Genomic DNA, 24034 nt, shown 5'->3' with positions numbered 1-24034 from the left:
CGATCAGCATGTTTATTCTATAAACCTATTCATTTTTTGAACTAGTCGTTGATATTCGGGTACTTCACGTAACGAATTGAACGCTGGATTCATCAGAACATCCCTCATCATGCTATTCTTTATAACCTGCTCGCTGCGTGGGGCGGAGACGTCGAAATCTTTCAGCCACGGATCAATCAGGTCAAAAAAGGAATCTCCACGAAGCTCAAAAGGAAAGAATCCTTCCACGCAGGTATCCACATATTTTTCAAGAAATTCAATCGATTTCTCAGGGGATTTGTTCACGCAATATAGATGAGCGCCTAGTGCGTAAAGCAGAACGACATTGTTTGGATTCAGCCGTTTCATATCAAAAATCCGTGCAAAATCGAACGCTCTCAGAAAGGCTTCTTCGGCTTTTTCGATATGTTCAATATTTAATTGCAGGACGTTCAGCAACCCTTGAAAGACTGCCATTACGTGCTGATACAGTTCAGCCTGCAAGGTTTCTTTGGCTTTGTCGATGTTGCCCATAAGCTGATATGCCTGTGAAATTAATACGCCCTTTGGCATCATGGGCCGGACGGTCTCCCCAAGTAAATCTAAGACCCGCTGCGGGTCCCTTAGTGCCAGACAACAAACCGACTGATACAAAATCGCATCGTTGGAAAGCTGCATATCGCCACTTTCGCCCTGAATCCGCTCACACAGCGTTACGGTTTCGTTAAGAAGAGTCTCTTTTTGCTCTTGTGTTCTCGCCAGCGTGAAGTGATTGGTGTACAGCCTGACCATTTGCAATAAAAGTGGAAAGCAGGCGTAATATTTTTTGATGATCGCCGTACATTCAGCGATTACCTCATCAAAAGGAAGGGCAGCAAAATCATTGGCCAGTCGGGTGTAAAGTTTTGCGATGTCCGAGTGCTCCATTTGCGGGGAATAACCCATCAACTCATCAATGCTGATGTTAAAATAGGCCGCAAGCCGCGGCAGAAATGTGATGTCGGGATAGCTTTGCCCCGTTTCCCACTTGGAAACTGACGCTTTGGAAACACCGATAAATGCAGCAATCGCGTCCTGGGTTAATCCTTTTTTTCTGCGTTTTGCAACAAGGACCGATGCAAGATTAATTTCGTTCATCAACGTCACCTCTGCTTATGATTATACGGTTTATAAAATCAACTCCCAAGCGACTTATCGTTGACTTATGTTAAAAAAATCAACTATTGGGAAACTTGATAGGTAAGGGTAAAATCTCGCTAAGGAGCAGAACAAATGAGGAGAGTATTGAACATCTTTGTTAGTTGTACTATTTTTTGTATTCTAATGCTAAATCTAAGCGGTCTAGCCTATGCAGAGCCTAACACAGTGAATAAGGAGGAGTTTAAACCTTTATCTTTAACGTTACTTAATCCGTCCATACAGCTGGCGATTACTCAGTATTATCAAAAAATTCAGAAGCCGCAGCCAAGTTATGGTTTATATGATATGAAGGTTCTAGAACTACAAAGGAAATCGCCTGGGTCTTATGCCTTTCGAATAGTTGTAGAAGTCAGCACCTACTATGGTCCACACAATCCTCCAAATGCGAAGGAGTTTATTACATTCGACATCGATACACGTAAGGTTAAGTTAATCAAATATATCCATAGGAGCGACTAACTATTGTTCATGAGATGGTCCGAAGTAATTAGAAATATGCTATACTGGCAACGTAAAAGGGAGGTGCTTTACTGATGGAGAATCTGTTAAGATTGTCTGTGACTTGCTTCACTTGTGCAAAGCCAGTATTGGAGAAGCGTTACTTTGCATGGGGCTAAATCTTTTCTAACGCTAAATAAGCTTTTCTAATATTTTGGCTTTGCACCTTATTTTCAAAAATAAGGAGTGAAGCAAAGTGAAATATACAAACGCTAAAAAAATATTGCCCGAAAAGTTAATTATAATGATTCAAGAGTATGTCCAGGGAGAGACGATTTACATTCCGAAACAGGAAAAGGAATATAATCATTGGGGAAGTTTGAGTGGCGGAAGGCAATGGTTAGATCACCGAAATGCCACTATTAGACAAGCCTTTAAGAGTAATAGCAGCGTTGAGCAGCTTGCTAAGGACTACTTTCTCTCTATCGAAACCATTAAGAAAATTGTTTATTCCAAAAAATAAGTAGTACACGGCACTGATGAAGAAATTCATCAGTGTTTTTTATGTCAAAAACGATTCTAACTTATTGTTTTCATTTAAATAGCTTATTGCACTCTTTACAATAGAATTAGGCAGAAGAGGAGTCGATACAGTGAGAGAAAATGTAACTTTTGATCTGGATTCAAATCGGGAATACTGGACCATTGGAGAGAGCAGCACTTCATTGGACATAATTAAGAGAGCGAGGAAACGGTAAATATGAATGAACCAAAAAGCAGAAGCAGACATCTGATCGATCAGGAGATAATAAGTGCGATTGATTTAATACCAGCCACCGATCTTTCCGCTGCCACACTAATGGAAGCACGGAAAAGTCAAACAAAAATGATGCAGCAAATCGATGTAACGCAGCTGTTTCCAGTCACATTCGAAGAAAGGGCGGTGCCAAGTTATTTTGGTGGTCCTGATATTCGTATCGAAATTATTAAACCCCGCCAACCAAAGAACAGTAAGTTGCCGTTATATTATTCGATTCACGGTGGGGGAATGGTTATGGGCAGTCCAGTCGGTGAACGCCAAGGCAATGCGGCACTGGCTGCGCAACATGGTTTTTGCTGTGTATCTGTTTACTATCGGCTAGCACCAGAACATATTCAGCCAAGTCAATTGCAGGATTGTTATTCCGGCCTGAAATGGTGCATCGAGCATGCCGAGGAATTAGGGATAGATACCGAGAAAGTCGCTCTTGCAGGCAGCAGCGCCGGTAGTGGATTAGCGGCGGGGTTAGCCCTGTACATTCGCGACCAGAAGGAATTCGACATCCATCATCTAAGACTGCGCAGCCCCATGCTCGATGACCGTACGAGTATTTTGCCAGATCATCCATATGCCGGCGAGTTTGTTTGGACCAAAAAAAGCAATTATTTCGGCTGGAAATCTGTCTTAGGTCACGAACCCGGACAAGAGGAAACAAGTGAATATTACGTGCCAGCGCGTGCAAAATCTCTTGCCGGTTTACCACCCACTTATATGAGCATAGGCAGCATTGATCTGTTCATAGATGAAACCTTATTATTTGCCAAACAACTTGCCTTTGACGGTGTTTTGATCGAATTGCAAGTACTTCCTGGATATCATCATTTGGCTCCAATGTTTCCGAATGCACATTTTTCTCAAATAGGTGCCACCTCTAGTGAGTATGCCTTGTTGAAAGCTCTGGAGTTACTTTGATTATAAGACTAATTTAGAGGTCGAATTGGAACCGAGACAATAGGGTGGAAGCAGTACAAATGACACATGTTAGAGTGTTGAAAGAAAAAAGTCGCATTGATGCGGCTTTTTTTGTTTTGTCGTGGGGCAAGAACCAGACTTTTTACCGTACAATCATAGTTTAGATAATTGTGCATATCGAATTTGTAACTTGTGTATTTAAATTTGCTTGAATCCTTGCTAAACTTTGTTTTGATAATGAGAATCATTATTATTGAAAGTGACTCGATTTTGAGCGGGAGGGCTTTCTAGGAGCAAAACAATGATAAGAACTAAGAAAGGTTGGTAGAAATGACTTCAAACAGACAACTATGTATTGGATTGTCCTTAAATGCAACATGGAATAAAGGTGACGGTTGGCGGCACCCGGATAGCGGAGTGGAGCAGACAGGAAACATTGACTATTATATTCATTGGGCAAAAATGGCGGAGAACTCTAAGCTGGATTTTCTTTTCAGAGCTGATTATCTGTATATTAGCCCGCAGATGTTAGGCGATTCTTCTAGTTTCGGCAGCCCGGATCCTACTTTGTTTTTTGCAGCAATAGCTCGTGAAACCAATCGGATCGGACTCGTTACGACCATTTCCACCACGTTTAATCCGCCTTATGTTGTTGCCCGGCAGCTACAATCCTTGAACTGGCTAAGCAATGGACGTGCCGGATGGAATATTGTCACTTCTATTGAAGGCGCCGATAATTTCGGGAATTCACCAATGCCATCACCGGAAGAACGGTATGCGAAGGCAATCGAATTTACGGATGTGGTATGCAAGCTTTGGGATAGTTTTCCGAATGAGGCTATTGTTATTGATCGTGAGTCAGGCATGTTTTCTGATAAGGAAAAAGTGACTGCTATTCATCATTCCGGTGAATTTTTCAATGTAAAAGGGCCACTTACTTTACCTTCTCATCCATCGGGAAGCATTCCTCTGTTTCAAGCCGGTGCTTCGGATATTGGACGGAACTTTGCCTCTTCCGTAGCGGATGCTATTTTTGCAGCGATGCCGGATCTTGAATCGGGTGTGGAATTACGAAGTGATTTGAGAGAAAGAGCTGCAGAACATGGGCGCGACACGATTAAAGTTTTGCCGGGTTTATATTTTTTCCTGGCTGATACGCACGAAGAAGCGCTTGAATTACATAAGGCTGCTCATGCCCATTTAAGTCTTGAGCGCAGACATACCTCTTTGCAATCGTTGATGGGGCTTGATTTAAGCAGTTTCCCCTTGGATCAACGCGTAACCGAGGATATGCTGCCTGATCCTGATCATGCTGTTCGCAGCCGCACACATGCTGAACTGTTGCGCCGATATATTACAAAATACCAGCCTACAGTGAAAGATATTCTGAATCGGCCAGAGGTTGTCGGATCTGCCCATTGGGTATCTGTGGGAACAGTCGAGACCGTAATGAATGATATTATTGAGCGGGTTGAGGCTGGTGCTATTGATGGATTCATCGCCCTGCCAGGCGGTTCAGAAAAATCGATGGAAATATTTTTTGAAAAGCTGATTCCGAAGTTGGTTGAAAGAGGACTATTCAGAAGTGAATATACCGGGGAAACCTTGCGCGATCATTTAGGGAATTCATAAAACATTGTATACACAGTAATTGGGGAGGACATATGAAAAGACTAACTGGATTGATTTTATCTGTAATTATACTTGCAGGGGGGATACTGGCTGGATGCTCCGAAAAGCCCGTTGCAGTTACTCCTGAGGCCAGCAAGATCGAGGGTGAAGCATGGCTAAGAACCATTAAGGATGCCAGCGATAATGAGGTGGTGCTTGAGAAACGGCCAGAGCGTATAGCGGTGCTGCATCCATTGTACTTAGATTACTTTTTTGCTCTGGATACTCCTCCAATCGCATCAATAAGCGCGGCGGAAGCTATGGAGAAGTTTGCTACTTTACAGCCTTACGCCGAGTCTGCTGATATTATTGATTTGGGTAGCGACTCAGCGAATTTGGAAAAGATTATTGAGGCCCAGCCTGATGTGATTGTAACCTTTAAGGGGTCTGTGGATACCATTTATGATGAGTTGAACAAGATTGCTCCAGTTATTTTGATCGACTACACCGATACCTGGGAAAACACAACGATGCTTCTCGCTGAGGTTGTTGGAAAAGAAGAGCTTGCAGAACAATTGATTAAGGAAACCCAAGAAATGATAGCACAAACGAAAGAACAGTTAGGTACTCTTGAGGATAAGACCTTTGCCTTGTTGCGGGTTGATGGAAAAGCCAATTTTAATGCCCAAGGATCTAAAAATACAATGTACTACAATCAAACTGCAGGCTTTGGATTGTTGGCACCGAAGGGATATCCTGAGGGTGGCGAGGCGCTCACGCTGGAGGGGCTATACGACATGAATCCCGATTATATTATTATCCAGCATGATATTGACGTTGCAAAGGCAGCCGTGAAGGAAAAGGAATCTTCGAAGGTATGGAACTCACTGGAAGCAGTAAAAAACAACCATGTTCTTATATTTGATAATTCCCTCAATAGTGCGAGTGTCCTGGCTGTCCGTTTGGCCTCAGCGTATTTTCTGAAAATGGCTGAACAATAATTGTTATACAAAAATCCGATTGCTGATACTGAGCGCAATCGGATTTTTTAATGTCAGAAGACAAGCATATAGCCACATTAGAAGTTACCTAGATGGCGGTTAATTTGAGCTCATTTTTTTGTCTGAAGACGGTAACCGCTTGGAGTTAGGCCACAACACCGGCGGAAATTTTGTGAGAAGTAGCTTTGAGAGGAAAAACCAGTGGATTCCGCAACTTGAGCAATGGAAAGATCTGTGGTTTCTAGCAGCTCCTTGCTCGCACGAATCCTGACTTCATTAAGATAATTTATAGGTGACAACCCGTAATATTTAGCGAAAGTGTGTGCCAGATAATATTTGCTGATATGCGCCTTTTCCGCAAGAGAGTGGAGCGAGATTTCCTCCGCATAGTTCGAGTCGATATGTCGCTTGATCCGGCTGCATATCTTGTCAGCCCTTTGCGTGGTTACGACAGAGAAGGGATGGCCAGATCTTCGCATTAAACTAATGATTACAATCTCAAGTAAGTTTTGACAGACGTCCTCATAGTTTTCATTCTTGTTTTCGGTTTCCGCAAGCATAGCGTTGAAATACAACAAGAGTTCATTTCTCTGTTTTGAATAATTGATAATTTCATGATTACGGGTTCCACTTTGCTTTCCAAAATCAAAACTCATCCCCTCAACCCCAAGCACTACATATTCCAAAGGGTCACTGCCAATGGATACTTCAGTATGCTCTACGTTCGGGTTCACGATGACAAGATCGTCCTGCTGCACCGAAAAAATCTCATCCTCTACGATGAAATTCCCTCGTCCACTTCGGACATAAAACAGCTCCGCGAAGTTATGTGAATGACGAATGCTGAACCAATCTCCTTCATAAATGGAAGAGCTAACATAGATTAACTTTGCGGGAATCTCTCCACGTCCCTTTCCGGGAAGCCAATAGCGTACATTTCCCATCTGCAGTCCATCCTTTCCTCAATCTCATTTAGTGAACCAATTTCAACGTTTTATGTTGTGAAAAAATTGTAAATTTATAAATTTATTATATTAGCAAGATATATAAAATCAACGACAACATGTATGTAGATATAAAGAGGCCGTTAAGATAAATTAAAAGGGCGAGAAAGAATGTAAGCGGTTACGTATGATCACTAAATATAGGGGGAATGGATTTATGAAAAAGATTCTTAGCCTTGCAATCACGGCAGCTTTGACTCTTAGCTTGGCAGCATGCGGCAGCTCTTCTGAAAATGGTTCTAATTCAACAAAGGATTCATCCAACACGAACTCGGCAACGTCTACGGAACAACGCACTCTTAAGCTAGCTGCTTTGGAAACCGCTTACGGGGCTGATGTATGGAAAGAAATCACGGCTGCTTTCGAAAGCGCCAACCCTGGCGTGAAAGTCGAAACGACGATTGACAAAAATATTGAAGATGTCATTGGACCCGGCATGAAATCTGGTGAGTTTCCTGATGTTATCCATTTGGCAACGGGTCAGCCGAAGGGCTTGACTGAAACCTTTGTCAAAGATAATAACCTAACTGACCTTTCAGATGTGCTGTCCATGACCATACCCGGCGAAAGTGTAACCGTCAAGGATAAGCTGATTCCAGGCTTCACTGATACAACGATCACGAATCCGTATAACGATGGAAAGACCTATCTCATGCCTATGTTCTACAGCCCTACCGGTTTGTTTTATAACGAGGGTTTGTTTGAACAAAAAGGTTGGAAAGTTCCTACGACTTGGGAAGAAATGTGGGCTCTAGGTGATCAAGCTAAAGCCGAGGGTATTTCACTATTTGCTTATCCGACGTCAGGTTACTTTGACTCTTTCTTCTATGCCTTGCTCAACGAGGTGGGCGGCGCGGATTTCTTCACTAAAGTGACGCATTACAACGAAGGCATTTGGCAAACCCCAGAAGCTCAACAAACGGTTGAACTGATCGGTAAACTGGCTACTTACACCGAAAAAACGGTTCCCGCAAATGCCAACAAAGATAACTTTACCAAAAACCAACAACTGATTCTGGACAATAAAGCACTCTTCATGCCTAACGGTACTTGGGTCGTTGGCGAAATGAGCAAAGCTCCGCGAGCAGAAGGCTTCAAATGGGGCTTCACAGCTCTTCCGGCAATAAAAGACGGTGGCGACCGTTATTCGTATACCTTCTTCGAACAAATTTGGATTCCTGCCAAAGCGGAAAACGCGGATCTGGCAAAACAATTTATTGCTTATCTTTATTCCGATGAGGCAGCAGCTATTTTTGCAAAGGTTGGCGCGATTCAACCGATCAAAGGTATGTCCGACAAATTGGATGGAGACAACAAGCTTTTCTACAGCATCTATGACAATGGGGCAAAGGCTGCTATGGGTGCATTTGCAACAACAGACCCTGTCGAAGGAGTGAATATATCGGATGCAGTGTTTGCTTCCATTGACTCCCTTGTCACAGGTGCTAAAACACAGCAACAGTGGGTTGAGGGAATCATTAAAGCAAGCGACGCCTTGCGGGGAGCATTGAAATAATAAAGAGGCCTGGGCCTTGATAATGTAACAGGATCATGGTGGGCGACCTGGGCTGACCACCATGATCTGACCTTTGGGAGGAGAGAGAAAGCCATGGATATGAAAAAAGGAAGAGGACGTTTTATCTTCTTCTGTCTAGCACCCGCCGTCCTCCTTTTTGCAATTTTCTTACTTATTCCTACAATCGATGTCTTTCGGATGTCATTGTACAAGTGGGGCGGCTATACCGATAACAAAACCTTCGTAGGTTTGCAGAATTTCAATAAGCTTTTTCATAGCGACAAGTTTTATCAGACCTTTCAAAACAGTGTATTGCTCATTGTTCTGGTTACAATCGTGACCTTTGCTCTGGCACTTCTGTTTGCATCTATGCTCACACGTGAAAAACTTAAAGGGCAAAACGTTTTACGCGTAATCTTCTATATTCCTAACATTCTGTCTGTGGTTGTCATCAGTGCGATTTTCTCAGCGATTTACGATCCGAATAGCGGGCTTTTGAATTCATTGCTAAAGCTGTTTCGAGGGTTACAAGCAGAGCCCGTTCTATGGCTAGGAGATCAGAAAGTGGTTATTTTCAGTCTTGCAGGCGCGATGATCTGGCAGGCGATCGGCTATTACATGGTAATGTACATGGCTAGTATGGCCAACATTCCAGAGAGCTTATATGAATCCGCAGGGCTTGAAGGGGCAGGGCGAATGGCTCAGTTTTTCCAGATCACCATTCCTTTAATCTGGACGAACATACGGACGACGCTCACCTTTTTCATTATCAGTACGATTAACATGAGTTTCTTGTTCGTGATGACGATGACCAGCGGCGGTCCCGACGGTGCCACCGAAGTGTTCCTCAGTTATATGTATAAAGAAGCTTATACTAATTCCTCTTATGGCTATGGGATGGCCATCGGTGTAATTGTGTTCCTGTTCTCGTTTGCGCTTGCTGGGATACTAAACGCAGTTACCAGACGAGAGCATTTGGAATTTTAGGAGGGAATAAGATGAATACAAACAACCGCTCACGGAGAGGTGTTAGCGACAAATTATACAAAGGCTTCATTTACGTTATACTGATCGCTTTAGCCATCCTCATCCTCATCCCTGTTCTATGGGCATTCATGGCCTCCATCAAACAAGACAGTGAGTTTTACGGCAGTCCCTGGGCACTACCCGCCGGGATGCATCTACAGAACTTTGCTGATGCATGGCTGAAGGCAAAAATGGGTTCTTTTATGCTCAATTCCGTATTGGTGACGGTAATCGCACTGGTGCTTCTACTTATTGTGGCATTGCCTGCGTCCTATGTACTTTCTCGTTTTAAATTTAGAGGGAATGGATTCTGGAATATGATGTTTATGGCGGGTTTGTTTATTAATGTCAACTATATCATTGTTCCTATCTTTCTGATGCTTAATAACGGCGACAAGATGCTCCGCGGCATTCTGGGGCACCCTGTATTGCTGAACAACCTGTTTATTCTTGCGGTGGTTTATGCTGCGATGGCACTGCCATTCACGATTTATCTCATGTCGGGATATTTTAAGTCGCTGCCCAAAGAATTTGAGGAAGCGGCCTCGGTGGACGGTGCTGGCTATTTCCGTACTATGGTGCAAGTCATCATGCCTATGGCCAAACCCAGCATCGTAACGGTTATTCTGTTCAATTTCCTGTCCTACTGGAACGAATATATCATCTCTATGACGCTCCTCACCAAACCAACCCTTAAGACATTACCTGTCGGCTTAATGAACCTGATGGCAGCGCAAAAATCCGCAGTTCAGTATGGTCAGATGTATGCAGGTCTGGTGCTGGTCATGCTTCCAACCTTGATTATATATATTCTGGTACAAAAAAAGCTAACCCAAGGCATGACGATGGGCGGGCTGAAAGGATAAGGTGCGATGATGGAAGACTTTACAAAGAATTATTTGCGTAATTTGTTGATGCTGATTTTTTTTATCGTCGGTATCGGATTGGTCATTGTCGGCCAAAAGAACATAGGAGCCCCCGGACTGGGTCTGATGTTGCTTGGGCTCGCTATGCTGATCGGTCTGCTATGGCTATATAACCGAAAATATAAATAGAGGAGTTTTCAACCATGAGTACAAAAAGAGGACGTGTAACGATCCCTACTGATTTAGATGTTATTCCGCAAACTCTGGAGATCATGAAACGCTGGGGAGCAGACGCTGTGCGCGATTGTGATGGAACTGACTTTCCCGCCGAGCTGCGGGATATCGATGCCAAGGTCTATTCCACTTATTATACAACCCGTAAGGATAACGTATGGGCTAATGCCAACCCTGAAGAGATTCAACAAATGTATTTGATGACTCCCATTCATACGGCTGAAGGCGAAAGCATTTCCATTTCCCTTATGAAGGGGATTTATCCCGACATGCTCAAAGTGAATTGTAGAGACGATATTCAGCGCTGGTGGGAAGTCATCGATCGTACAACCGGAGAGGTCGTTCCGACCGAACAATGGAGCTATGACGACAAAACCAGCGATGTCAATATCACAACCCAGCCGTTCCATGATTATACCGTTAGTTTTTTGGCTTATATTATGTGGGATCCGGTTCATATGTACAATGCGGTCACCAATGAATGGAAAGATGTCGAGCATCAAATTACCTTTGATGTTCGTCAACCGAAGACTCGTGAGTACACGATGGAGCGAATTCGCAAGTTCATCGAAGATCATCCTTATGTCAATGTGATTCGCTATACAACCTTCTTCCACCAATTCACCTTGGTTTTTGATGAGCTCGCTCGTGAAAAATATGTGGACTGGTACGGCTATTCTGCCTCAGTTAGCCCTTATATCCTCGAACAGTTTGAGGAAGAGATCGGGTACAGGTTCAGACCTGAATTTATTATCGACCAAGGTTACTATAACAACACCTATCGAATACCTACGAAGGAGTTCCGTGATTTTCAAGCATTCCAACGTCGTGAAGTGGCGAGGCTTGCCAAAGAAATGGTCGATATTACCCACGAATGCGGTAAGGAGGCCATGATGTTCCTGGGTGATCATTGGATCGGCACAGAACCATTCATGGAGGAATTTGCATCGATCGGTCTGGATGCCGTAGTCGGAAGTGTAGGTAACGGTTCAACACTAAGACTGATCAGCGACATCCCAGGCGTGCAATATACGGAAGGTCGTTTCTTACCTTACTTTTTCCCGGATACCTTTCATACAGGCGGGGACCCCGTAAAGGAAGCCAAAGTAAATTGGGTCACCGCACGACGTGCGATTCTCCGCAAACCGATCGATCGGATCGGCTACGGCGGATATCTTAAGCTCGCCCTTGATTTTCCCGAGTTTATTGAATATGTAGAAAGCGTTACGGATGAGTTCCGTACGCTCTATGACAATGTACAGGGAACCTCGCCGTATTGCGTCAAGTCAGTAGCCGTGCTCAACTGTTGGGGCAAAATGCGGGCCTGGGGGAACCATATGGTCCATCATGCACTTTATTACAAGCAAAATTACAGTTATGCCGGTATTATTGAAGCTCTCTCAGGTGCACCTTTTGAAGTGAAATTCATCAGCTTCGACGATATCAAAGAAAATCCTTCCGTCTTAGATGATATTGACGTCATATTAAACGTCGGCGATGCAGATACAGCCTATACGGGCGGAGAATGGTGGCTTGATACGGATATCGTTACCGCCGTAAAAAGGTTTGTTTATGAAGGCGGCGGATTTATCGGTGTTGGCGAACCCACAGCGCATCAGGCGAATGGGCGCTTTTTCCAACTGGCCAACATCCTCGGTGTAGAGGAAGAACGTGGCTTTACGCTGGGTTATGATAAATATAACTGGGATGAGCATGAACATTTCATTACGGCAGATTGTAAAACCAATCCGGATGGAAGCAAGGAAATCAACTTTGGAGAAGGTAAAAAAAATATTTTTGCCCTTGACGGTACTACGATTCTCCGTCAAACGGACAAGGAAGTTCAACTCGCGGTGAACGAATTCGGCGACGGGCGAAGCGTATATATAAGCGGTTTACCATACAGCTTCGAGAATAGCCGCTTGCTGTACCGTGCGATCCTCTGGAGCGCCCACAGCGATCAGGAGCTGAACAGCTGGTTCAGTGAGAACTATAATGTTGAGGTTCATGCTTATGTGGAAAAGGGCAAATTCTGCGTGGTGAATAATACGTATGAGCCACAGGAAACGGTCGTTTACCGCGGTGATGGCTCCAGCTTTTCACTGAAGCTGGATGCAAATGAGATCAAGTGGTACGAAATATAAAAATCTAGCATTCTATTATAGGAGGAATGATTTGATGCGGAAAAAAAATAATAAAATGATATTCAAATTATGGATTTGGATGATGGTTTTATTGGTTGCTTCAAGTCAGTTGATGGTACTCCCTAGCAATACTGCTTATGCTACTTCAAAAGAATTTGGTGATTTGCCAATTGAGCCACAGGAAAAAACGATCGAGAGCATCCCTTCGATTAAGGTTGAAACATACGTTGATGAGCAGCCAGCAATTCCATCGGTAATACAGGCAGTATACAGTGACAGCACTACCGCAGAAGTCATGGTGAGCTGGGATTCAATCGAATCTTCTGATTATGCGCAGGTAGGGACATTTACCGTAAAGGGATCTGTAGAGGGAACGAGTATTAAAGCTGAAGCTGGAATCACGGTTCTTGAAAAGGATATGGAAACAACAGGAAATGTGGATATAGGTACATTCCTGGATGAACTAAAGAATAATGTTCCAAGTAACGAAGAGGTTGTTTCCTACACAAACAACTATCAGTCTATGGAACCGGAAGCCATGACTTTCGTCAAAGGAAATGGAACGACTTCAGTAAATAACGGATTGACAGTATCGATCAGTAATCTGGGAGGTAGTGGAGCTATAGCAACATGGGATAAGGCTCCTTGGCTCTCCGGAGGAATCATAGATACAACGATGCGTTATACCAGCACAAATCAAAGCAATATTGGATTTGTTCTAGGATCTAATGATAGTAACCAAGGCATGGCTATTCGTTATGATGCCGGCACATCCTGGGTTATTCAGAGTCCGGATGGTACAAGTAAGTGGGAAACATTTGACGGACCAGAACTAAAAATGGACACAGATTATCACATTCAGATCGGCTTTAATGGTACGAAGCTTTTGATCATTGTAGACGACGTGACTTATTACAATAAGAATACTGATTTATTGAGTTCTTTATCTGGATTAGGTCAAATTGGACTGTATAAGCGCTATGCTACAGGAGAGATTGCCATCAAGAGTGTGAGAATTGAAGGTGTGGGCACGAAGGAGAAACCTTCAAACATTGTTAATTATGTTCAAGATTACGAAGACACAAATTATATACCCCATTGGTCTGGGCTGAAAGCAACGGTCGTGACGGATATTACGGGCAATAAAGTTCTCTCCCTAAAAAAAGGATCTAGCGAACGAGGTGTGGATCTGGATTCGCCACAAATTCAACAAGGAACTCTTTCGTTAGATTTCAAACTGGTTAATCCGGACAAATTGGTTAGCGGACAAGGATTTGCTTTTGGTTTCAGAATGAATGATTCAGCAAGTATTTTCAATGAACTCGGGGTTGATCCGAGCAGCTGGATACCGGAGTCCAATACGGGCTGGGGAGATAAGCAAGAGATTCCTTATCCGATTCAAGGGCGTTGGAACAATCTCATGTTTAATTTTAATGGTAAGAAAATAACGGTTTTTTTGAATAAAAAGCGGATTGGCGATATTACTTTTGAACAGTATTCTGAAGCAGCTGGGCGTTTCGGGCTTCGGATTAGAAGCACTGTAGAGCTTCAAATCGACAATGTACAATATACGAATGAGATCATTGAACCCAAACAAATTGCACAATACAGTAATGATTTTGAGGATGGAATTAAAGGTACTTGGACTGGTGCTGATTCTACAATTATTACAGAAGGTAGTAATCGGGTATTGAGACTATCCAATATCAAAGACAATGTAATGAACTTGGATGCACCGTCCTTGCAAAGCGCCACATATATGTTGAATGTGAAGCCAGCAACAACGGATATCGGATTTGTTATAGGCGATGGTGCTATTGTGAAATATGAAGGCACGAAATGGGTATTGTTGAATAAGGATGGGACCAGCACTGACTTTGTCATTTCTGATGCGATGGAATTCAATCCTTTACCTAATACCTGGAACAAAGTTGGACTTCAATACTCTGATCATTCTGTGATCTTAAGTATTAATGGCGCTACATTGCAAGCAAACTTACCGACAGGGCAGCAACTCGGGGAAGGGTCTTTTGGGGTAGTTGCGCAGAATTACATTTATATTGATAATGTTGTTTTTACTGAAGAATTCCTTGATATGAATACGTCTTCATCCCATGTTGGCAAGCTGAGATATGAAGAGTACTATGAAGGTGATTCAATCGTAAATTGGGAAGGCTTCAAGGATACGCCGCAAGTTTCTAGTGGATATTTGCAAGGGATGTTGGATGCTGGAACGGCTGCTATCAATAAGGATGTAACACCAGTAGCCAACGGCATATATCAAGTGAAAATGCAGTCGGATGGAGCTACGGGGATTACACTTGGAAATATCGTGATTTACGAAGAAAGTCCGGGGAATTGGAAATACAAGCTGGAAGGCAGTAATGATGCCTTTGCGATTGGTGCTACTACTGCACTTGCTTCTGGCAAAGATTACACGCTACGTGTAGAAATGATCGAGAACGAGCTAGGCCTTTACGTGAATGGAATTAGGGCTGGCAGTGTGAATGTAACTGGATATACACCAGGTTCATTTGGCATCTACAATTCTGTGACCCATGCGATTCAAGCCAAGATAGACGCGATCACTGCAGAAGAGGTTCGGGTGTATGCACCAGATTATAATGCGCAGAACTGGGGTGCTCTTGATAACAGTAAACCAGAGGTTCTCGCCAATGGAGACAGCCAAATCCGATTGAACATGCCAGGGGTTTCATTAGCCGTGGATAAGGATAGCCCTAAATTCGCTGATCAGGTACTCACTTTTGATTTTAACACCAATGTTTCCGCTGGAGCAGATGGTGGCCGTTATGGTTTTATCGTGAGAGGTTCGGCAGCTGACAAATATGTAGGTGTCGTTCATGATATTAATGGGAAGTGGAAGGTCACAACAAGTAACGGGAATGAGATATCCTTTCCCAATACGTATCAGATGCAGGCCAATACAAATTATCATATTGAGCTTCGTTTGGTGGGAACAACGGTTAGTCTCAACATTACGGGTCCTGATGGCGTAGCTACGGATATGGGTTCAATATCTGAAGAATCGATGGCTGTTGTGCCAGGTTGGTTTGGTCTTCGTTCATGGTATGGAACCAAACAAATGACGGTGAGTAACCTCAAAATGATCGAACTTGAGTCGCTACCTAAGCTGAAGCTGGCGCAAGAGACAGATACGATTGGGAATGATGGTATGACCGTTACCGTATATAAAGATTTTCCAGGCATTGTAGAGTATCAAGTGGATCATCACACGCTACAGGCTGACGTGGAGCAAACGAATAGTGTGAAGATTAATAATAAGGATTATGTACCACGTACAGTGTCGAAGAAAGAGAGTGCTAGCACATATCAGTACACGATGACGTTTGATGAGATCGGTGTTGTGATTGATGGGCATCTCGAGGCAAAGGCGAACAATGTAGTTCGATTTGAAATTGATAAAATTTCCGACGGCCCGGATTTCTTAGTGCGTTCAATTCAAATGAACAACGCTCTGATCCATGTGAATAGTTCAATGAAAGATGCATCGTATGCATGGAGTAAGTCAAACGGGGAGTGGCACGGAGTCTCAGAGGAATTGGTTGACGATATGTCTCTTATGAAGCAAAGCGGTTCAACCGGTGTAACGATGGCTATGGTGAGTGGAGATGGCCTGGCAGCATCGGCAGAGGATAACGTCATGAGCGGTGGCAATAAATTGATAATCAACACAGAGAAAAAACCACTTGTCAATAAAATAACGGTGAAGCCAGGCAGTTGGACGTATCGACATCTTCAAAGTAGTGAAACTGAAGAGTTACCATGGTATGAAGTGGTCGTCACTGGGGAACGCAATAACGACGATAAGACAGATTGGCAGGATGCGGCTGTTGCTTACCGAACGGAAATTTACAATGAGCCATTTGGCGCGCAGGATATGAAGAACAATATGATGTACATTGCCTTCAACTTTGCTAGTCAAGCCAATGATCCGTTCTTGAACAGTTTGGATACGGGAAAAGTTCTATATAATTTTACAGACGGTTTTGGACAGATGATTCTGCATAAGGGTTATCAGGCGGAAGGGCATGATGATGATATTCCTTCCTACTCCAATATTGGTGTAAGACAAGGTGGATTGGATGATTTCAATTATTTGATCGATGAGGGGGATAAGTACAACCTTCACGTCGGCGTGCATCTGAATGCAACCGAATATCATCTTGATGCCAACGAATTGGATTACTCCAATTTAACTGGGGCTACAGCTAATGGACCTAAGACAGATAGACTCTCCAAAGGTTGGGATTGGATCGATACGGCTTATTATGTAGATCAAACGAAGGATGTCCTGAGCGGTGAACTGAAATCACGGTTAACCAATCTATATAATCTCACGAAGGACGCCAATAACCCTAAAGACCCTGCGTTGGATTTCTATTATGTAGACGTGTATACCGGCAATGACTACAATGCCTATAAATTGTTGCAATATGCCAATGGTCTTGGAGTCAAAGTAGGAACAGAATTCTCAGGTCCGATTGAACCGGGTGTGGATTTCGTTCACTGGGGTCCGGATTTGGGATATCCCAATAAAGGGAACAAGAGTATCCTTTCTAGAATGGTGAAGAACAATCTGGATATTTTTGTGGGGAACGCTTTATTTAAAGGACAAAAAATCCCTGGTGTGACCACTTGGGGGGATTCTAAGCCAGACGTACAACAGGGTGTAACGGTATTCTTCAATGAAGTATTGCCGACGAAGTATATGCAGCATTTCGGTGTGCTGAAATATGAAGAAGACCAAGTAACTTTTGATAATGATGTCGTCTCTAAGAGAAATAAATCCACTGGTATGATTGAGCTTACCAAGAATGCCAAGCTGATCTCTTCTTGGAAAGATACCGGAACGACTACCGATGAATCAGTGCGCCATACAGGTGAGGCTAACTCGTTAATTCCATGGGTTTGGGATATCAAAGCTAATCGAACCTTGGATGTTAACGATGGTGCGAAGTTGTACCACTGGAACACAACGGGTAACTCGACCACTTGGCAGTTGACGGATGAATTTAAAGATGTAAAGCAATTTAATATGTACGAATTGACCCAACAAGGTAAAGTTCTAGTGGATACTCTGGTTGCTCGGAATGAATCTCTTACGATTACTAAGGCAAAGAAAAATACGCCTTATGTATTGTATCCAGCATCTGCTGATGCCCTGACTTTGGTGCCTAATGCAGGGAATTGGGGAGAAGGCAGTTTGATCAAGGATTTTGCCTTCAATTCAGAGAAGTTCAATGTTCCAGATTCATGGACAGTCGATGATCCAGCAAACATTACAATTAAGACTGTTCAAGGGGATACAGAATACGATATTACTAAAGAAATGAATAAATCGAATTGGAACAGATACGCAGAGGTCGGCAGTAATTCAGGTGTAATCTCACAGGAGATTACCGGACTGCAGCCTGATCAGGATTACACCGTTGGAGTGTGGACACAGACTGAGAAGGGGAGAAAATCCTCGCTTCAGGTCACGGTTAATGGTAAAACTTATTCCAATAATGTGACAGGTCAAGATGGCATCCATAAATCATCCTTCAAGTTCGTGGACACCAAATGGCAAAGAATGAATGTTGAATTCAAGGTTCCGGCAGGGATTAATTCTGCAACAGTTAAGCTTGTAGCTGATCCAGGAGCGGGTACTGTTCAATTTGATGATGTGCGTATTTGGGAGCATACAACTGTAGAGAAGGACCCTACGAATAAGGGCTACGTTGTATATGAGGATTTTGAAAATGTGTACGAAGGCTGGGGGCCTTTTGAGTATGGTGGTGGGGATAGGAAAATTCATATTGCAACCGATCAAAGTAATAAACAGGATAACAACCCCGTAGTATCAGCATCTGAGAACAAGGTTGGTCCTGTAATGACCTGGGTTCTGGATGGGGAGAATTCGTTGAAAGTTAATGAAACCGATGTTGGTAAATTAATAAAAACGAATGAATCCAGCGTGAAAATGGAACCAAACACAGAATATGACTTAGGCTTTATTTATACCTTAGAAAAGTATGCTGGTTATGAGGTTTCTGTACAATCACGTTCTACAGGGGAAATCGTGCTGAAGGAAACACTGAGCACACTACCTAATCCGGGTAATAAAGCGGGTGAAGATGGGGGTTATACTCGCTTCCAGAAAAAATTCGCGACAGGTGATCAAAATGATTACCAAGTTATTTTCAAAATGGTATCCAAAGGAGCTGGAGGCCCTACTTCTGATTACGCCTTAATTCTGGATGATTTCTACATTAAAGAAAAATTAGCAGTTAACATCGTATCCATTGAGAATGTACAGGTTGAAACGGAAGCTGGTTCTACACCGATATTGCCTGCGCAAGTGACTGTGACATTGAGTAATGATACGACTGCGAATGCTGCCGTTGTATGGGAAACGATTGATCCTTCCCTTTATGCACAGGCAGGTACTTTTCAGGTGAAAGGTTCGGTCAATGGGACGGACATTAAAGCGATTGCGACTGTAAAGGTTAAGCCGAAGAACAGCAGCAATCCAGGTACGAATCCAGGAACGGGATCAAACCCAGATACCGGATCAAATCCAAGCACAGGTACGAAAACCGATACCCACCCTAATCCTGGTACAGGAACAAATAATGGGTCTGATCAGGATAACCAAACTGGAGCTAAGCCGGATACGGGCAACACCAAACCCAAAGCATTTCTGGATACGGTTGGTCACTGGGCAAACAAGGAAATTGAAGCTCTTGTGAGCAAAGGTATTATCAAGGGCATGAATGATCAGAAATTTGCTCCAGATCTGACTATAAACCGTTCTGAAATCGCAGCGATGTTAACTCGAGCATTTGGTCTTAAGGCTGATGGGTCATCATCATTTAAAGACGTAACAGAAGATAAGTGGTATAAGGATGATGTTCGTGCTGCGACGGATGCAGGTTTGTTTAAAGGCTATGCGGGTAATTTATTTGAACCTATGAAACCCTTAAGCCGTGAAGAAATGGCCGTTATTATAGTAAGAACGCTTGAGATGAAAGGGAGATTGCCAGAAGTCTCCAATACAACGCAAATGGTACTGTCTAAGTACAAAGATGCGGATAAGGCAGGAATCTGGTCCAAGGAAGCATTAGCAATTTGCATTGAGCTTGGTCTCATTCAAGGAACACCTGATCAAAAAATTAATCCGAAACGTAATCTGACCCGGGCTGAGGCAGCTGTTTTATTTAGCAGATTATTAACGTATTGCGAAAAGGGCATCATCTGATTTACCTAGTTGAAAAATATTCAAAAAGGCAGACCGACTTCCGGTTTGCCTTTTTGCTAAGCAAACGTATAATGAGAGCTTGAAGGGAGAGGAACGCCATGACCATCGAAGCCAGCTTCCGCCGGGCCAATCAAATATGCAATCGTTATATTACAAAAGTGGAGCAAACAGGGCTTTCATTGTCCATTTTGTATTGGGGATTCATGCCCGATCATTTCGACAATGCCTTCCACCGGCATTCCTTTTTTGAGGCTTGTTATGTGGTAGACGGTGAAGGAAGCTACATAGAACAAAACCAGCATTATGCTTTAAATAAAGGAACAGCATTTCTATCTCTTCCAGGCGTATGGCATCAAATCCGCAGCCAGACCGGACTGACACTTTCTTATGTGGCTTTCGAACTGGATGAAGCCCACACAGATGTTTATTATACTGAATCCTTCCGTCGTCTTGCCGAGCTTGGGCAAAGCGTAGCGCAGCAAGCGGACCTTACGCCAACTGGCCATTTATGGCAAGCGCTCATTACTTCTTTCGACCAGCCTGGGGCAACTCTTCCTCTTGCTGTAAAGCAAATTTCCGCTTCTCTGCTGTTATCCATAGCAGATTTGCACGTTCCGACTCGATCAGATTCGGCCGACATGGGAGAGCAGCCCGTGGAACCAAATACGTTGTTCCGACAGGCCAAACGGTACATTGATGATAATCTGATCAATGAGCTTACGCTTATGACGGTGTCAAGGCACCTCCACATTTCGTCCCGCCACCTGACCCGGTTGTTTCAGGAAAATCTGGGGCAGTCCTTTGTCCACTACATTCAGGAACGACGTGTGCAGCAAGCCGCTGGGCTCCTGTTAAATGAACAGACACCAATTAAAGATATCGCCATCCAGTGCGGGTTCCAATCCGTGCATTATTTTACCCGGATATTTACCCGCGAGCTTGGTGTTTCCCCGGCCAAATTCCGACGCAATCAGTTTGCCGAAGGCCGCTCTGGCAAAATGCATTACCCACCCCGAATGTCCTGATCGTACAAAAACACAGCTTGATCGTTTAAAGACAGCACCTCCAACTCCCTATACAATGATGAACATAAATCGATATAGAGTTGGAGGTTTAAACATGCCCCGAATAGCCCCTTTGGCCTTTCAAACCAACCCAGTCAATTTCATTCGGCTTCAGCCCGACCAAGAGGCAGAACCGGGGATCTGGAATGCGTATGAAGAATGGCTTGATCAAATTTGGACCGAATGTGTACAGAATGATTTGCTTCCTTTTTATATGGTCATTGACGGTACGCATGGTGCCGCATTCAGCGAATGTCTGGAAATACTTCGGTCGCGCTGCCACCTAGAGAGCAGGGTTTTAATTGAAATAGACAGCGCTGATTATTTAAAGTCTTCTGCAGATTTGCTTCAGCAGTTTCACCCTTATCTGACGGATAACCGTGCTTTTGGCGTTGTAGCCTCGGACGTCAGCGTTAAGGATTATTTCCGGCCACATGCACAGTCGGTCTGGCTCAGTGATGTAGACGATCAACTTCGGCTTTATCATTCCGCTGAACATGCAGAGGCCCAGTCGCCAAACGTAGATCAGTTAGCCCCCATCGTTGTGACCTTTGGGCCTGGCTCTGGTTTCCTTTCTACAGCATCAGGTTTAACGAACGTTTCTCTGTTTTGCGACTTATCCAGAGAAGCACAGCAGAAACTGCATCAGCAGGGGATGGGTTCTCTGGGGTTAGGTCCTTGCCGGGATACGGTCGAAACCTATAAACAGGCCTTGTTTCTGGAGTGGCCCGTCTGGGAGGAATATCGCAAACGCCACTTGTATGACTTTGACTACTACGTGGATACGAACAACCGGGAACGACCCGTTTTGGTCACCGTCCCCATGCTGCGCCGACTTTTGGCTTCAGCAGCCCAGCAGCCTTTTCGAGTAAAGCCATTTTTTGCACCGGGGATTTGGGGCGGACAGTATTTAAAAGAACTATGCGACCTGCCTAAGGATTGGAATAACTGCGCATGGGGGTTTGAACCTATCGCACCGGAGAACACGATATTAATCGGTTATCGGGATTTTATAGTGGAGCTTCCTTTCCCGCTGCTACTGTCCGCTCATCCAGAAGCAATTATGGGCGAGCGCAATGTCCAACTGTTTGGCGACTATTTTCCGATCCGGTTTGATTATCTCGATACGATCGACGGGGATCATCTGTCTTTGCAGGTCCACCCCCAGCAGGCTTACATCGAGCAGACCTTCAACGAAACGATGACGCAGCAGGAATCCTATTACATTATGGAACAGAAGGAGGGCGCCAAACCTTTTGTGGGACTGGGTTTCACAGAGGGCACAACCGGGGAGGATCTGCTTCAGGCGGTTGAATCTGCCCACACTTTGGGAAAACCGCTGAAGATCCCAGAATATGTGAACATTTGGGAAGCGAGTAAGGGTGACCTTTTTCTGATCCCGCCGGGAGCCGTACATTTTTCGGGCAAAAACAATCTGGTGCTGGAGATCTCTTCGACAACCTGGTGGTTTACCTTCAAAATATACGACCATTTGCGGCTAGACAGAGACGGACTGCCGCGTCCGATCAACGGCGATCATGCCAGAGCCAACATGCAGGAAGAGTTTGACACTGATTACGTTCAGAAGCATTTGATAGCGGTTCCAAAGGAAAGCCGGGTACAGGGAGACAGCAGGGAAGAGCTGCTGGGCGAACGGGAGGATCTGCTTTTTCAGATCAAAAGATTAAAACTGGACGGAGAGTGGATCGACGATACGGCTGGAGAGTTTGTTATGTTCAACCTCGTAGAAGGCGTCCGTGTGCGGCTGACTCCGCTGGATGATGAGGCAGCGGCCGTGGAGTGGGGGTACGCCGAAGCGTATATCGTTCCTGCCTCCGTCGGAGGTTTCCGTCTGGAGTCTCTGGGTGACCGATCGTGCACTCTAATCCGGGCACAGGTTTCGCCAGACTGGAAGATGCCTCTGCTTCCGCATCACTGGAAATCTGGTGAACCTTTATGAACCCTGACGTCACGATTGCCATTGATGCCGGGGGAACCTTTTTGAAGGGTGCCGTTGTACTGAGTGACGGGAATCTTCTACCACAACTTTATGTCAAAAGGTCATCACACTCCGACAGTAGCGCGTATGAAATCGCCTCCAATCTGGCTGGCGTGATCCAGGAGCTTGCCGCTGCATACGTCGCCTACATGGAGAGGCTAAGTACCGATAAAGGGACCCGGGCCACTTTTGCCAATTTTCACATCGGTTTTGCTTTCCCCGGACCTTTTGAATACGACACAGGCGTTTCCCGTATCCAGGGATTGAATAAATACGAGCAGCTTTATGAATTCAATCTAAAAACACTGCTGCGGTGTGAATTAACGGCGCTTGCAGCGGAGCGCACTGCTCCTACATGGATGACCCAGCTTGCCGCCGCAGATATTCGTTTTGGCAATGATGCTGCCCTGTTCGCTCTGGGGGTCAGCAGGCTTTTTCCACAGGACAGATTGCTTTGCCTTACATTGGGAACGGGCCTTGGCTCCGCTTTTGTTGAGAACCGGTCCATTGTCAGCGGAAAATGGGGAATTCCCGACTCAGGCATGTTGTATGCCGAGCAATACAACGGAGGAACCGTGGATGATCTGTTCGGAAGCCGAGGGATTTTGGCCTTGGCAGATAGCCATGATGCTCGAAGGCAGGGAGAGGACGTGTATCATCTGGCCATAGCGGCCAGACAGGGAAATTCCTCCGCCATCCGTGTATGGCAGCTTTACGGACAGCGGCTTGGGGAAATGCTGCGTCCGTACGTGGCAGAGTTTCGCCCCGCTCGTCTGATCCTGGGGGGACAAATTGCCGAAACCCATGATCTATTTGGCGGCGCGCTTTCGGAAGCGCTCTTGCCCGAGAAGATCCCTCTGCATAATGAGAAACAAATGCAGGAGCATGTGTTCCACGGGATTTTCCAACTCGTAAAAGGTACCTAATCCACCAATAAA

The 24034-nt window shown here is 44.4% G+C and carries 16 protein-coding genes; 14 read left to right on the top strand and 2 right to left on the bottom strand.

The window, feature by feature from the left end:
• Window positions 1-12: 12 nt before the first annotated feature.
• Window positions 13-1116: a helix-turn-helix domain-containing protein gene (locus ACDJ58_RS16650; RefSeq protein ID WP_413371994.1), complete on the bottom strand. Its 1104-nt coding sequence runs from the start codon at window positions 1114-1116 to the stop codon at window positions 13-15.
• Window positions 1117-1251: 135 nt separating this feature from the next.
• Between ACDJ58_RS16650 and ACDJ58_RS16645 the strand changes: the two genes are divergently transcribed.
• The 5 genes from ACDJ58_RS16645 to ACDJ58_RS16625 all read left to right on the top strand — a co-directional run bounded on the left by ACDJ58_RS16645 (window position 1252) and on the right by ACDJ58_RS16625 (window position 5961).
• Window positions 1252-1638, top strand: coding sequence for a DUF3888 domain-containing protein (locus tag ACDJ58_RS16645; protein ID WP_413371993.1), 387 nt, complete (start codon window positions 1252-1254; stop codon window positions 1636-1638).
• Between the two features lie 235 nt (window positions 1639-1873).
• Window positions 1874-2140 (top strand): CD3324 family protein, encoded by a 267-nt coding sequence (locus ACDJ58_RS16640; RefSeq protein ID WP_413371992.1) that lies wholly within the window; start codon window positions 1874-1876, stop codon window positions 2138-2140.
• Window positions 2141-2377: 237 nt separating this feature from the next.
• A complete protein-coding gene (locus ACDJ58_RS16635; RefSeq protein WP_413371991.1) occupies window positions 2378-3349 on the top strand; it encodes an alpha/beta hydrolase in 972 nt (323 codons plus the stop codon).
• A 330-nt stretch (window positions 3350-3679) separates the two neighbouring features.
• Window positions 3680-4981, top strand: a complete 1302-nt coding sequence (locus ACDJ58_RS16630) for an NtaA/DmoA family FMN-dependent monooxygenase (protein WP_413371989.1) — start codon at window positions 3680-3682, stop codon at window positions 4979-4981.
• A gap of 32 nt (window positions 4982-5013) precedes the next feature.
• A complete protein-coding gene (locus ACDJ58_RS16625) occupies window positions 5014-5961 on the top strand; it encodes an ABC transporter substrate-binding protein (protein WP_413371988.1) in 948 nt (315 codons plus the stop codon).
• A gap of 110 nt (window positions 5962-6071) precedes the next feature.
• On the opposite strand, the gene ACDJ58_RS16620 is transcribed toward ACDJ58_RS16625, so the two are convergent.
• A complete protein-coding gene (locus ACDJ58_RS16620; RefSeq protein WP_413371987.1) occupies window positions 6072-6905 on the bottom strand; it encodes an AraC family transcriptional regulator in 834 nt (277 codons plus the stop codon).
• Between the two features lie 217 nt (window positions 6906-7122).
• Here ACDJ58_RS16620 and ACDJ58_RS16615 point away from each other — a divergent pair, with 217 nt between their 5' ends.
• The 9 genes from ACDJ58_RS16615 (at window position 7123) to ACDJ58_RS16575 (ending at window position 24022) form a co-directional block, all read left to right on the top strand.
• On the top strand, window positions 7123-8481 hold the full coding sequence (locus ACDJ58_RS16615; protein ID WP_413371985.1) for a carbohydrate ABC transporter substrate-binding protein: 1359 nt from the start codon (window positions 7123-7125) through the stop codon (window positions 8479-8481).
• Window positions 8482-8574: 93 nt separating this feature from the next.
• Window positions 8575-9468, top strand: coding sequence for a carbohydrate ABC transporter permease (locus ACDJ58_RS16610; RefSeq protein ID WP_413371983.1), 894 nt, complete (start codon window positions 8575-8577; stop codon window positions 9466-9468).
• A gap of 11 nt (window positions 9469-9479) precedes the next feature.
• Window positions 9480-10373, top strand: a complete 894-nt coding sequence (locus tag ACDJ58_RS16605; protein WP_413371981.1) for a carbohydrate ABC transporter permease — start codon at window positions 9480-9482, stop codon at window positions 10371-10373.
• A 6-nt stretch (window positions 10374-10379) separates the two neighbouring features.
• Window positions 10380-10562 carry a DUF6903 family protein gene (locus tag ACDJ58_RS16600; RefSeq protein ID WP_413371980.1) on the top strand — a complete coding sequence of 61 codons (183 nt, stop codon included), beginning with the start codon at window positions 10380-10382 and terminating at the stop codon, window positions 10560-10562.
• 14 nt (window positions 10563-10576) lie between these two features.
• A complete protein-coding gene (gene gnpA, locus ACDJ58_RS16595) occupies window positions 10577-12751 on the top strand; it encodes a 1,3-beta-galactosyl-N-acetylhexosamine phosphorylase (RefSeq protein ID WP_413371978.1) in 2175 nt (724 codons plus the stop codon).
• A 34-nt stretch (window positions 12752-12785) separates the two neighbouring features.
• Window positions 12786-20033 (top strand): endo-alpha-N-acetylgalactosaminidase family protein, encoded by a 7248-nt coding sequence (locus tag ACDJ58_RS16590; RefSeq protein WP_413371977.1) that lies wholly within the window; start codon window positions 12786-12788, stop codon window positions 20031-20033.
• Between the two features lie 98 nt (window positions 20034-20131).
• Window positions 20132-21058, top strand: a complete 927-nt coding sequence (locus ACDJ58_RS16585; protein WP_413371976.1) for an AraC family transcriptional regulator — start codon at window positions 20132-20134, stop codon at window positions 21056-21058.
• Between the two features lie 94 nt (window positions 21059-21152).
• On the top strand, window positions 21153-23057 hold the full coding sequence (locus tag ACDJ58_RS16580) for a class I mannose-6-phosphate isomerase (protein WP_413371975.1): 1905 nt from the start codon (window positions 21153-21155) through the stop codon (window positions 23055-23057).
• Window positions 23054-24022, top strand: coding sequence for an ROK family protein (locus ACDJ58_RS16575; protein ID WP_413371973.1), 969 nt, complete (start codon window positions 23054-23056; stop codon window positions 24020-24022). Before ACDJ58_RS16580 ends, ACDJ58_RS16575 begins: the two co-directional genes overlap by 4 nt.
• The last annotated feature ends 12 nt before the right edge of the window (window positions 24023-24034 follow it).

Origin of the sequence: Paenibacillus taichungensis (assembly GCF_047302525.1) — a bacterium.
GTDB classification, from domain to species: Bacteria; Bacillota; Bacilli; order Paenibacillales; family Paenibacillaceae; genus Paenibacillus; species Paenibacillus taichungensis_B.
This window is presented reverse-complemented; position numbering and strand designations above follow the sequence as displayed.